11 protein-coding genes and 1 riboswitch are annotated in these 12,510 nt (G+C 36.8%); of the genes, 8 read left to right on the top strand and 3 right to left on the bottom strand.

Going from position 1 to position 12,510, the window contains the following annotated elements:
- Window positions 1-1,145 (bottom strand): DEAD/DEAH box helicase (locus A194_RS0109970; protein WP_017186706.1); only part of this gene is annotated, 1,145 nt, incomplete at its 3' end.
- A gap of 172 nt (window positions 1,146-1,317) precedes the next feature.
- A riboswitch (glycine riboswitch) is annotated at window positions 1,318-1,411 on the top strand.
- 190 nt (window positions 1,412-1,601) lie between these two features.
- On the opposite strand from A194_RS0109970, the gene gcvT reads away from it, so the two are divergent.
- Genes gcvT through gcvPB form a run of 3 tightly spaced genes read left to right on the top strand, consistent with a single transcriptional unit; the run spans window position 1,602 to window position 5,529 of the window.
- The gene (gene gcvT / locus A194_RS0109965) at window positions 1,602-2,705 is read left to right on the top strand and encodes a glycine cleavage system aminomethyltransferase GcvT (RefSeq protein ID WP_017186705.1); all 1,104 of its coding nucleotides are present in this window, start codon (window positions 1,602-1,604) and stop codon (window positions 2,703-2,705) included.
- 12 nt (window positions 2,706-2,717) lie between these two features.
- A complete protein-coding gene (gene gcvPA, locus A194_RS0109960; RefSeq protein ID WP_017186704.1) occupies window positions 2,718-4,067 on the top strand; it encodes an aminomethyl-transferring glycine dehydrogenase subunit GcvPA in 1,350 nt (449 codons plus the stop codon).
- Window positions 4,060-5,529 carry an aminomethyl-transferring glycine dehydrogenase subunit GcvPB gene (gene gcvPB / locus A194_RS0109955; RefSeq protein WP_017186703.1) on the top strand — a complete coding sequence of 490 codons (1,470 nt, stop codon included), beginning with the start codon at window positions 4,060-4,062 and terminating at the stop codon, window positions 5,527-5,529. Before gcvPA ends, gcvPB begins: the two co-directional genes overlap by 8 nt.
- Window positions 5,530-5,691: 162 nt before the next feature.
- Here gcvPB and A194_RS0109950 read toward each other — a convergent pair whose 3' ends face one another.
- The gene (locus tag A194_RS0109950) at window positions 5,692-6,084 is read right to left on the bottom strand and encodes a rhodanese-like domain-containing protein (RefSeq protein ID WP_017186702.1); all 393 of its coding nucleotides are present in this window, start codon (window positions 6,082-6,084) and stop codon (window positions 5,692-5,694) included.
- 323 nt (window positions 6,085-6,407) lie between these two features.
- Here A194_RS0109950 and A194_RS0109945 point away from each other — a divergent pair, with 323 nt between their 5' ends.
- A complete protein-coding gene (locus A194_RS0109945; protein WP_017186701.1) occupies window positions 6,408-8,960 on the top strand; it encodes a vitamin B12-dependent ribonucleotide reductase in 2,553 nt (850 codons plus the stop codon).
- Window positions 8,961-9,247: 287 nt separating this feature from the next.
- On the opposite strand, the gene A194_RS0109940 is transcribed toward A194_RS0109945, so the two are convergent.
- Entirely contained in the window at window positions 9,248-9,595 is a 348-nt protein-coding gene (locus tag A194_RS0109940; protein WP_017186700.1) for an SA1362 family protein, read from the bottom strand.
- Between the two features lie 184 nt (window positions 9,596-9,779).
- Here A194_RS0109940 and A194_RS18120 point away from each other — a divergent pair, with 184 nt between their 5' ends.
- Genes A194_RS18120 through efp form a run of 4 tightly spaced genes read left to right on the top strand, consistent with a single transcriptional unit; the run spans window position 9,780 to window position 12,401 of the window.
- Complete coding sequence (locus A194_RS18120) at window positions 9,780-10,256, top strand: YqhR family membrane protein (protein ID WP_017186699.1); 477 nt, start codon at window positions 9,780-9,782, stop codon at window positions 10,254-10,256.
- A 48-nt stretch (window positions 10,257-10,304) separates the two neighbouring features.
- Complete coding sequence (gene aroQ, locus A194_RS0109930; RefSeq protein WP_017186698.1) at window positions 10,305-10,751, top strand: type II 3-dehydroquinate dehydratase; 447 nt, start codon at window positions 10,305-10,307, stop codon at window positions 10,749-10,751.
- 1 nt (window position 10,752) lies between these two features.
- Window positions 10,753-11,814 (top strand): M24 family metallopeptidase, encoded by a 1,062-nt coding sequence (locus A194_RS0109925; RefSeq protein WP_017186697.1) that lies wholly within the window; start codon window positions 10,753-10,755, stop codon window positions 11,812-11,814.
- Window positions 11,815-11,843: 29 nt separating this feature from the next.
- Window positions 11,844-12,401: an elongation factor P gene (gene efp / locus A194_RS0109920; protein ID WP_017186696.1), complete on the top strand. Its 558-nt coding sequence runs from the start codon at window positions 11,844-11,846 to the stop codon at window positions 12,399-12,401.
- Window positions 12,402-12,510 lie beyond the last annotated feature (109 nt).

Here is a 12,510-nt window from a genome sequence, read left to right as displayed (position 1 = left end):
CTAAAATCACCGTTATATGGTACAGCGCTTATGCCGTTTTGTTGGCATAGCCATTGTAAATAAAGTTGCGTTGATTTATATTCTGTAAAAATAATGACTTTATCATCAACTTCATTAATCAATTCAATTGTCCTTAAAGCTTTTGCATGATTTGGTAGTTGTTCAATTAACTCAATAATATGTGATTCTTTAAGGTTTTCTTGTTTCTTCATTGATAAATAACAAGCTTCACGACTAGAACAAAACTCTCTTGATAAAGTCAAGTTCGTTAATGCGTGAGAAGTTTCAAGTTGTTGAAGCTCTTCATATACATGCTGTTCTTCCTCGGTGAAATCAACTTGAATGGTTTTGATTTCTCTTGTAGCCCAAGTGTCTTGAACATCACTTTTTCTTGAACGGACCATCGATTGCTTAATTAATGTTTGAATCGTATCATAGCTGCTCTTTTTCACCTTTTCTTTGAAAATCCTTTTATCCCCTAATAATCCAGGACGTACAATTTTCATTAAGTGGTAGACTTCATCAATTTTATTTTGAATAGGTGTCGCTGTAAGTAATAAACAGTAAGTTGACTTTAGTTGTTTAACGAATTGATAGTTTTTCGTAACTGCATTTTTCAGTCGATGTGCTTCATCAACAATTAATAAGTCAAATTCTTGCTCAATTAAAGTAGAAGCATGTGGTTCTTTTTTAGCAAGGTCAATTGAAGAGATGACTATGTCATAGACCTCCCAAGGGTATGAACGGTGCTTAGCTCTTGCAGGAATGAAAAATGTATAATTCATTTCAGATTCCCATTGTCTAATTAGAGAAGAAGGGACTAGAATTAAGACTTTCTTGACTAATCCTTTAATCATTAACTCTTTTAAAATAACACCTGCTTCTATTGTTTTACCTAATCCAACTTCATCGGCAAGAATAGCACGACCATGCATATGAAAAATGACTTTCTCAACAGCTTCCCTTTGATGGGGAAGAAGCTCAAGATTCGGTAGATACTTTAATGAACTAAGTTCATTTTTGTTGGTCATTGATAGTTGACTTAATTCATAGGCTTTTTTAAATGTATCCCAGTCACTGTTTTGATAGTCTTGCACATTGTTAATGACTTCATATAAATGATCAGTATTAACTATTGGTTTCATATATGAGATCCCCTAACTATTAAAACTTTATGATGACGCTTACACATTTATTTAGAGATGTGGTATAATACAGGTAGATTTTTATTCATACTTTTTGAACAATTTTTATGTAGCATTTTAATGTAACATCTCATTGTTTTATTATGCTTTAAAAATTGAATATTATGAGCGAATGATTACAAGGGGAGAGTTCACAGCTAGTGTGACGCCGACGGAGCAAATACGTAACGTATGAATCTCTCAGGCACAAAGACTCTTGTATGACGCACCTCTGGAGAGCGTTTATCGGATAATTGATAAACCACCAAAGATGTAAGCATTACATAAGTAGTGTGAAACTTTCAGGTGTCAGGACAGAGAGAATACCGAAGCTTAATTTGGTATTCTCTTTTTTAATGCTTTAAAAAAGCATTTCACTGATACATCATCTTAATTTTAAAAATAGGGGGTCATTAAATGGGAGAAATTAAAAGAACGCCAATTTTTCCAGAGTATGAAAAATTGGGTGCGAAAACGATTGATTTTGGTGGATGGGATCTTCCTGTTCAATTTTCAGGTATTAAAGAAGAGCACCATGCAACACGTGCAAAAGCAGGTCTATTCGATGTTTCACATATGGGTGAAGTTACAGTGACAGGCCCTGATAGTGAAGCCTTTCTGCAAAAGATGGTGACAAATGATGTAAGTAAAATAAATATTAATCAAGCTCAATATACAGCTATGTGCTATCCAGATGGTGGTACGGTAGACGATTTTTTAATTTATAGGCGTGATGAAGAAGATTACTTACTTGTAGTTAATGCTGCTAACACTGAAAAAGATTATGAATGGTTAGTAGCACATCAAGAAGGTAATGTCGAAATTAACAATATTTCTGAGGAATTAGTTCAATTAGCGCTACAAGGTCCAAATGCTCAAACGATCTTACAAAAGATCACTTCAGATGATTTAAGTGCTATTAAATTTTTCCGTTTTAAAGATGATGTGAAAGTAAATGGAGTAGAAGATGGGGCGTTAGTATCACGCACTGGTTATACTGGTGAGGACGGTTTTGAAATTTATATTAACCGTGAATCTGGTGTGGATTTATGGAACGCCATACTAGAAGCTGGTGAAAGCGAAGGATTACAGGCAATTGGTCTAGGTGCACGTGATACATTAAGATTTGAAGCGAACCTAGCATTGTATGGTCAGGAGCTAACAAAAGATATTACACCGGTTGAAGCAGGGATTGGTTTTGCTGTAAAAGTTAATAAAGAAGTCGATTTCATTGGCAAAGAAGTATTAAAAGAACAGAAGGAAAATGGACCAAAGCGTAAATTAGTAGGAATTGAAATGATTGATAAAGGGATTCCTCGTAATGGTTATCCAGTGCTAAAAGGTGAAGAGGAAGTTGGTTTTGTCACTTCGGGTACACAGTCACCGACATTAGGGAAAAATGTAGGTCTAGCACTAGTAGATACTCAATATGCAAGTGAGGGTGAGGAATTACAAGTTAAAGTGAGAAAGAGAATACTTAACGCTCAAGTAGTTCCAACACCATTTTATAAAAGAAAGTAAGGGGTGAGGTTAATGCAACATCGATATATTCCAATGACAGATCAAGACAGAAAAGATATGTTAGAAACAATTGGTGTAAACTCAACTGAAGAACTTTTTAATGATATTCCACAAAAAGTCCGCTTTGACGGTGAATTGAATATAAAACCAGCTAAATCAGAGTATGAATTAACTAAAGAGTTAACAGAGTTAGCAGAACAAAATAGTCACTCGAAATCTCATACGTCATTTTTAGGTGCGGGTGTCTACCAACATTACATTCCTTCTATTGTAGACCATGTCATTTCTCGTTCTGAATTTTATACAGCGTATACACCTTATCAGCCTGAAATTTCTCAAGGTGAGTTACAGGCAATTTTTGAATTCCAAACGATGGTTTGTGAAATGACAGGAATGGAAGTAGCAAACTCTTCCATGTATGATGGTGGAACTGCCTTAGCAGAAGCGGTGAACTTAAGTGCGGGCCAAACGAAGAAGAAAAAAGTACTTGTTTCAAAAGCGATTCATCCTGAGTCAATGGATGTTATTTATACGTATGCAAAAGGTTTTAACTTAGAGATTGTTGAAATTGATCATCAAAATGGTTTAACAGACCTAGAGCAGTTAAAGTCTGAACTAGATGAAGATACAGCAAGTGTCGTTATTCAGTATCCAAACTTTTTCGGTCAGGTTGAGCCGTTAAAAGAAGTTGAAACGATGTTAGAAGATCAAAAGAAGACAATGATGATTGTTTCGAGTAATCCACTTGCGTTAGGTTACTTAACACCTCCTGGAGAGTTCGGTGCAGATATCGTAGTTGGTGATACGCAAGTATTCGGTATCCCGACGCAATTCGGTGGACCACATTGTGGTTATTTCGCAACAACGAAAAAGTTAATGCGTAAAGTACCAGGTCGTCTTGTCGGTCAAACAGTTGATGAAGATGGACATCGCGGTTTTGTATTAACATTACAAGCACGTGAACAGCATATTCGTCGTGATAAAGCGACATCAAATATTTGTTCAAACCAAGCATTAAACGCATTGGCATCTTCTGTTGCGATGACGGCTCTTGGTAAACAAGGTGTTCGTGAAATGGCTGAGTTAAATATGAAAAAAGCACGTTATGCGAAAAAAGCGTTTGAAGCGGCTGGTTTTGAAACTTTACATGATGGACCATTTTTCAACGAGTTTATTGTGAAGCTGAATAAGCCGGTTTCAGAAGTGAATGAACAATTATTGCAAAAAGGCTATATTGGTGGTTACGACTTAGGGCGTGACAGTGACAGTTATGACCAGCACATGCTAATTGCCGTAACAGAAGTTCGTTCAAAAGAAGAAATCGACCAATTTGTGAAGGAAGTAGGTGAGGCTAATGGCTAAAGAGCAAGATTTTCCAGTGATTTTTGAATTGAGCCAAGAAGGACGTAAAGGTTATCACTTACCTGAACTAGATGTAGAAGATATTAACTTAGATGAAGAGTTTTCTAATGAATATATTCGTCAAGAAAACCCGGACTTACCTGAAGTAAGTGAACTACAAATCATGCGTCATTATACAGCCCTTTCAACACGAAACCATGGTGTAGACTCAGGTTTCTATCCATTAGGGTCATGTACGATGAAGTATAATCCAAAAATTAATGAGGATATTGCACGTATTCCAGGTTTCAGCATGATTCACCCTTATCAAGAGGAAAGCTCTGTACAAGGTGCATTAGCTTTAATGTATGACTTGCAAAAGTCATTAAGTGAGATTACAGGTATGCATTCTGTAACGCTACAATCAGCTGCTGGTGCTCAAGGTGAGTGGACGGGTCTAATGATGATTCGTGCATTCCATGAAGCAAATGGTGATCATCACCGTACTAAAGTAATTGTTCCAGACTCAGCTCACGGAACTAACCCAGCATCAGCAACAGTTGCTGGGTTTGAAGCTGTAACCGTTAAATCAAATGACCAAGGGCTAGTAGACCTAGAAGATTTAAAGCGTGTTGTAGATGAAAATACAGCAGCTTTAATGTTAACGAATCCAAACACTTTAGGACTGTTTGAAGAGCACATTTTAGAAATGGCTGAAATTGTTCACGAAGCAGGAGGACGCTTATATTATGATGGCGCTAACCTAAACGCAATCATGGGTTACACTCGTCCTGGTGACATGGGCTTTGATGTTGTTCACTTAAACTTACACAAAACATTTACAGGACCACACGGCGGTGGTGGACCAGGATCTGGACCAGTAGGTGTAACGGAAGAATTAGCCCCATATCTACCAAAACCGTTAATCTCTAAACGTGATACTGGTGAATACTACTTTGATTATGATCACCCACAATCAATTGGCAGAATTAAGCCTTATTACGGTAACTTTGGCATTAACGTACGTGCATATACGTACATCCGCTCAATGGGACCTGACGGCTTAAAGCAGGTTAGTGAAAATGCCGTTTTAAATGCGAACTATATGATGAGACGTTTAGAACAAGAATTCGAATTACCATTTAGTCAGCATTGTAAACATGAATTTGTTCTATCTGGTAAGAACCAGAAGAAGATGGGGGTTAGAACGTTAGATGTGGCAAAACGCCTGTTAGACTTTGGTTATCATCCACCAACAATCTACTTCCCATTAAATGTTGAAGAAGCATTAATGGTTGAGCCGACAGAAACTGAAGCAAAAGAAACGTTAGATGAATTCGTTGATGCGATGATTCAAATTTCTAACGAGGCTAAAGAAGATCCTGAAAAAGTACAAGAAGCACCACACACGACAGTGGTTGATCGTATGGATGAAACGACTGCAGCGAGAAAACCTGTCTTACGTTTTTATCGTGAAGACTAGTTGTTAAATAAAATGAAAAGCAGTTCGGTTATGTTAAACCGAACTGCTTTTGTTATTAAAATAGCAGCTTTTCGCTAATTATTCGATTCATTAATTAACTTACCAACTGAGTATATTATGTAAAAAAAGCATACCAGCTGTGACTGGTATGCTTTACTAATTTTAGTATCCTTTTTTCTTCACTTTAATTTTACCGGTCCACTTACTAAACCCGCCTTTTAACTGATGTAGACCTTCGTAACCATTTTTGCGAAGTAAGTTCGCAGCCTTCATTGATCTTGAACCACGTTGGCAATAAAGGTATACAGGTTGATCCTTTCTTACTTCACCCATTCTTTGTTTCATTTGAGAAAGTGGTATATTACGAGAACCTAAAATATGACCTCGATCAAATTCCTTCGGTTCACGTACATCAATTAATTGTGCTTTACGGTAACCTTCTTTAAATTGCTCTTCAGTAAGTGTTGTTAAATGTTTTTGCATGCGCATATTTCTAAATACAGCAAATAAAATCAATGCGGCAACTGCTACTAATATGATTAGTAATGCATCCATCGTGCTTCCCCTCTTTCTATAATAGGTCCACTATTTATTATAAGAGTGTTTGTATTATGTTTCAAAGATTTTTTTCTATCTTATTCTATTTCTGAACAGAACATGTTATTCTAGTTATTTTAGTATGAGAAAAGATTCTATAAATAGTACGAATATATCTATTGACTTTCACTACTCAATATGCACAGAACACAATATATGGAGATATTTAAAAAATAAGAGTACTATATATTGATTTGTTGATTAGGTTTTGATACTGTAAAGATAGATTAATTACTAACAAATGTTAGTACGATTCTATCTTACGTGAAGGAGGTAACGAAATGCAAGGTGTAAAAAAGAAACAAGTTCAACTGAACGTAGAACAGTTGAACCAAGATATAAAGCAGTTTCCACATGTACATCCCATTACACCAGACATGAACACAACTCATAAGGGTGTGTCTCGTCTTGTTATGTTAGACCGTTATGCATTTAAAGATACTGAAAAGAAAACTATAAAAGTAGGGGACTTTGTCGTATTAACGATTAAAGAAGACCCGAAATTTCCAGCAAGAGGAACAGGATATATTGAAACATTAAATGATGATCAAGCTATTGTAAAAATCGAAGAAGAATTTGTTCATTTATTGGAGTCTGAAGATGCACAGCAAACAGGCTTAATAGAAAAGCCATTGAGCGTTATTGATAAACCATTAGAAATTTATTATGAACAAATTGCGTTACGTAATGCGACTGGCCTGTCACAGGTCGAGCAAACTGAAGAGAAACGTCAACAATGGTTTGAGAAGTTTTATCAAGAACTTTCAGCATTAAACTTCGTCCCGGCAGGAAGAGTGCTGTATGGTGCAGGCTCAAATACTGATGTAACTTATTTTAACTGCTATGTCATGCCATTTGTAAAAGACTCAAGAGAAGGAATTAGCGATCACCGTAAACAAGTGATGGAGATTATGTCACGTGGTGGCGGTGTTGGAACGAATGGTTCTACTTTAAGACCACGAAATGCTCTTGCACGTGGTGTTAATGGTAAATCATCCGGTTCGGTGTCGTGGTTAGATGACATTGCGAAACTGACACACTTAGTAGAACAAGGTGGCTCTAGACGTGGCGCGCAAATGATCATGTTAAATGATTGGCATCCTGATATCATTGAATTTATTATTTCTAAAATGCAAAATCCACGTATTTTAAGATATTTAATCGAAAACATTGATGATGAAACGATTCAACAGCAAGCAAAAGACAAATTGAACTTCACTCCATTATCTAATTCAGACCACCAGCTTTATCAAGGAATAGCAAATTATAAACATATTGAAGGTCACGGTGGTTTTACAGAAGATAACATTCGAGAAGCAGAACAGAAATTACGTGACGGTGGAACTTATAGTGTTCATAATCCAGAGTTTTTAACTGGAGCCAATATTTCAGTTTGTATTACTGATGAGTTCATGGAAGCAGTTGAAAATGACGAAGACTATGCATTACGTTTCCCAGATGTAGAAAGTTATTCAGAAGAAGAAATGGCGTATTATAACGAACATTGGAGCGAAGTTGGAGATGTTCGTGAGTGGGAAAATTTAGGATTCGCAACAAGGGTGTATAAACGTATAAAAGCAAAAGAATTATGGAATTTGATTAATATTTGTGCAACGTATTCAGCAGAACCAGGAATTTTCTTTATTGATAACGCAAATAAAGAAACGAATGCAAAAGCGTATGGTCAAAAAGTTGTTGCTACTAACCCCTGCGGAGAACAACCCCTTGTGCCATATTCTGTTTGTAATTTAGCAGCTGTTAATTTAGCTACAATTGCTGACCATGAACGTAAACAACCAGACTTTGAAAAGTTAGAACAAACTGTCGCAACAGGTGTTAGAATGCAAGATAATGTTATTGACTCAACACCATATTTCTTAGAAGAAAATCGTAAACAAGCATTGGGCGAGCGACGAGTTGGCTTAGGTGTTATGGGATTGCATGATTTATTAATCTATTGTGAGACAGCTTATGGTTCTCAAGAAGGAAATCAACTAGTTGATCAAATATTTGAGACGATCGCAACGACTGCATACCGTACATCAATCGAGCTCGCAAAAGAGAAAGGTAGCTTCCCATTCTTAGTAGGAGATACAGAGGAAGAGACGCAAGCGCTACGAGAGCAGTTTATTAATACAGGCTACATGCAAAAAATGCCTGAAGATATTCGCGAAGGTGTCTTGAACTATGGAATTAGAAACAGTCACTTGTTAACAGTTGCCCCAACTGGTTCAACTGGAACAATGGTCGGTGTTTCAACAGGTCTTGAACCATATTTCTCCTTCACGTACTATCGTAGTGGTCGTTTAGGTAAGTTTATTGAAGTCAAGGCTGACATAGCTCAAGACTATTATGAACGTAACCCTGGTGCTGACGAGAATGAGTTACCTGAATGGTTTGTAACAGCAATGGACTTAGATCCAGAAGCGCATGCGGATACTCAATGTGTCATCCAACGCTGGGTGGACAGTTCAATTTCTAAGACCGTAAATGCTCCAAAAGGATATCGTGTCGATCAAGTAGAACAAGTTTATCAGCGCCTTTACAAAGGTGGTGCAAAAGGTGGGACGGTATACGTTGATGGAAGCCGTGACACACAAGTCTTAACATTAAAAGCTGAAGAAAATGAATTCTCAGAGCAAACAGAGTTGTTCGAGGAAGAGAAGCAAAAAGTTGTTTTGATGGAAACAGTCCAGGAGTTAGAGAACACCAATGTGACAATTGGATCTGAAGTAGGAGATACGTGTCCAGTCTGTCGAAAAGGTAATATACAAGATGTTGGTGGATGTAATACGTGTACAAACTGTGGAGCCCAATTAAAATGTGGGTTATAATATAGAAATAAGAGACTGGGACAAAAGGTTTGGAATGTGGTGGGAATACGAACAATTAGCCTTACAAATTAGGTGAAACAGTCGCTTAGCGGAATCAAAATGCGTAGACTCCTGTGGGAGCAAAGGCCTGGGTGAGACCCCGCAGTGCGTAGCACGAGGAAGCTCACTAGCCGCCCACGGAAAGCGAAGCATTTTGATGGAGCGGTGGTAAAAGATAAACCCGAACGAAGTCAAAATATGATTTCGTTCGGGTTTTGTTTATTAACAATTAGTTCTTTCCCAACCTCTTATTTTTTATTACCTTTAATCACTTTTAAATGACTTCTTTGTGTACGGCGTCTATTAATTTTGTTTGGTTTTTCTATATGAGAATTGTAGCGCATGCCACGATCAACCGTTCCATACTTTTGTTTAGACTGCTTAACTGCTTTTTTATAACCAGACCCGACTGCATGAGCCCTACGGCGATGGATTAAAAAATAATAAACGAGAGCACCAATTAAAGCTGCAAAACCTAACATCATCAAAATGCTTTGAAGAAAACCTAGAGGATTCATTACTAATTGGCCAAACACTCCAATAATCGCTAAACCACCAATAACGTATAATAGGACAGCGCCTTTCCCCTTTGGCATATAATGCTCCTTTCATTCAATAGATTTAATACCGTTCTAGCTATACACTATTCTAGTTATATTATACCACGTATAACTATATTTATACTCACCCATTTGACATAAAATATGAATATGAATAAAGCACATCGAATGAAAATGTTGAAATCGTACAGACTAATTATGTGAAAAGAGGTGTCTATTAGTGGAAAAAGAATCATCAGTTTTTAAGAAAGGATTGTTCGCAGGATTAGTAGGTGGTATTTTGTTTGCGCTGATTGGTTCAATGGCTTATTTTTTATCATTTTCTGATGTGTCCCATGCATCGTTCATTTTTCGCTCCTTTTTTGATGGTGAATGGACTACAGGTTGGATCGCTGAATCAATAAGTATTGTTATTACTGGGTTTATTGGTATTTTTCCCGCACTCATTTATTACTTATTATTTAAAAAGCTACGTGGGATGATGCCGGGTCTGATTTATGGTATTGCACTGTGGTTTATTGTATTCGGTTTGATGAACCCCCTATTCTCTTATGTACCTGACTTATTTTCATTAAACATGGACACAATCGCAACGACGATGAGTCAGTTTATTTTATATGGCGTGTTCATTGGTTATACCATTTCATATGAACATCATGATCAAAGAGTTATGAGAAAAGTGTCACAAAACAACTAAATATGATAAACTGATAAGTGGAATGAGAATGAAAAGGAGAGAGGCTTTATGGGAAAGCTCTTATTGCTTAATGGCCCAAATTTGAATCTGTTAGGCCAACGAAACAAGGATCAATATGGGCAAAAGTCTTTACAACATGTCGAACAAGAAGTAAGGGCATATCTCCAATCCTTTTCATTTCACTTAGACTCTTTTCAATCTAATCATGAAGGGGAATTGGTTGATTGGATCCATAAGGCAAATGAAGAGTATGAAGGGGTTCTTTTAAATCCAGGTGCATACACTCATACAAGTGTAGCTCTTCGGGATGCGATAGAGGCAGTGGATGTCCCTGTTGTCGAGATTCATATTTCAAATATACATAATCGAGAATCCTTTCGTCACCACTCATTTATCGCTCCAGTAGCAGCCGGGCAAGTTGTTGGGTTTGGTACGAATAGTTATATAATTGGTGCATTTGCCTTGATCGAAAGTTTAAAAGAAAGGGAGAGTTAAAATGGAGAAAATTCGCCGTTTAAGAGAGAAGTTACAAGAACATGATCTTGAAGGAATGTTAATTACGAGTGGACAAAACCGCCGTTATATGACAGGTTTTACAGGTACAGCGGGTGTTGTTTTGTTAACTCAAGAGAAGGCAATCTTTATTACAGACTTTCGCTATACTGTACAAGCGAAAGATCAAGTAGAAGGTTATGAGATTGTTGAGCATAAAGGTCCTATTCAAGAAGAAGTTGCCAATCAAGTAGACAAACTAGGCGTTAAACGTTTAGGTTTTGAAAAGAACCATGTGACTTATTTAACATATGAAACATACGAAAAAGCATTAAATAGTGAATTTATTCCTGTTGAAGGTTTAGTTGAACAATTACGTTTAATTAAAACTGATGCAGAAATTAAGATTTTAAAAGAAGCGGCTGAAATTGCTGATGCAGCATTTGAGCATATTCAAACATTTATTAAACCAGGTGTGAAAGAAATTGATGTCTCCAATGAATTAGAATTTTTCATGCGAAAGCAAGGGGCTGTATCTTCTTCTTTTGATATCATTGTTGCCTCTGGTTATCGTTCAGCATTACCGCATGGTGTTGCTTCTGAGAAAGAAATTCAATCAGGTGAGTTAGTCACTTTAGATTTCGGTGCGTTGTACAAAGGGTATTGCTCTGATATGACAAGAACATTTGCTGTTGGACCAATCAGCGATGAATTGAAAGAGATTTACAATACTGTCCTACAAGCACAGTTAAAAGGAATGGAAGGCATTAAAGCTGGAATTACAGGTAAAGAAGCAGATGCCTTAACAAGAGATTATATTAAAGAACAAGGTTATGGTGAGTATTTCGGTCATTCGACTGGCCACGGCTTAGGTATGGATGTTCATGAAGGACCATCATTATCATTTAAGAGTGACAAGGTGTTAGAGCCAGGCATGGTTGTAACAGTTGAACCAGGTATATATGTTCCAGATGTAGGTGGTTGTAGAATTGAAGACGATACTGTCGTAGCCGAAAACGGTAATGAACGTTTAACATTCTCGACTAAAGAATTAATTACGCTATAGAGGCTTTGTGGATATAGGAGGAGTTAAGTATGATTTCAGTAAACGATTTTAAAACAGGTTTAACAATTGAATTAGAAGGTTCCATTTGGCAAGTGATCGAATTCCAACATGTTAAACCAGGAAAAGGGTCAGCATTTGTTCGTTCAAAATTACGAAATTTAGAAAATGGTAACATTCAAGAAAAGACATTCCGTGCTGGTGAGAAAGTTAATAAGGCTCACTTAGAACGTCGTCAAATGCAGTACTTATACGAATCTGGTGATAATCGTACATTTATGGATACAGAGACATTTGACCAAATTGAAATCCCAGATCATAAAATTGAAACTGAGTTAAATTTCCTTACTGAAGGCTTACAAGTATATGTATTAATTTATGATGGCGATACATTAGGGATTGAGTTACCGAACAACGTAGAGTTAGAAGTTGTTGAAACTGAACCAGGTATTAAAGGTGACACTGCTTCAGGTGGAACTAAGCCAGCAACATTAGAAACTGGTTACACTGTTCAAGTACCATTCTTTATTAATAAAGGTGAACGCCTTGTAGTTAGCACATCAGAAGGAAAATACGTATCGAGAGCATAGATTTTTATATGAATCATAAACCGACACTTTAAATAGTGTCGGTTTTTTTGGCTCTACAATAAATAACGTTGGTGGGTAAATATATTGCCATCTGTCAATTGACAGATGG

Origin of the sequence: Alkalibacillus haloalkaliphilus C5 (genome assembly GCF_000269905.1) — a bacterium.
In the GTDB taxonomy this organism is placed as follows: Bacteria; Bacillota; Bacilli; order Bacillales; family Alkalibacillaceae; genus Alkalibacillus; species Alkalibacillus haloalkaliphilus_A.
The sequence above is the reverse complement of the archived record's forward strand: the minus strand, read 5'-3'. Positions and strand labels throughout refer to the sequence as shown.

Excerpts from the sequence above, each read along its gene's own strand:
- A194_RS0109950 (WP_017186702.1), bottom strand. The coding sequence starts at position 6,084 with ATGGATGCATTACTAATCATATTAGTAGCAGTTGCCGCATTGATTTTA.
- A194_RS0109940 (WP_017186700.1), bottom strand. The coding sequence starts at position 9,595 with ATGCCAAAGGGGAAAGGCGCTGTCCTATTATACGTTATTGGTGGTTTA.
- efp (WP_017186696.1), top strand. The coding sequence starts at position 11,844 with ATGATTTCAGTAAACGATTTTAAAACAGGTTTAACAATTGAATTAGAA.
- gcvT (WP_017186705.1), top strand. The coding sequence starts at position 1,602 with ATGGGAGAAATTAAAAGAACGCCAATTTTTCCAGAGTATGAAAAATTG.
- A194_RS0109925 (WP_017186697.1), top strand. The coding sequence starts at position 10,753 with ATGGAGAAAATTCGCCGTTTAAGAGAGAAGTTACAAGAACATGATCTT.
- gcvPA (WP_017186704.1), top strand. The coding sequence starts at position 2,718 with ATGCAACATCGATATATTCCAATGACAGATCAAGACAGAAAAGATATG.
- aroQ (WP_017186698.1), top strand. The coding sequence starts at position 10,305 with ATGGGAAAGCTCTTATTGCTTAATGGCCCAAATTTGAATCTGTTAGGC.
- gcvPB (WP_017186703.1), top strand. The coding sequence starts at position 4,060 with ATGGCTAAAGAGCAAGATTTTCCAGTGATTTTTGAATTGAGCCAAGAA.
- A194_RS0109945 (WP_017186701.1), top strand. The coding sequence starts at position 6,408 with ATGCAAGGTGTAAAAAAGAAACAAGTTCAACTGAACGTAGAACAGTTG.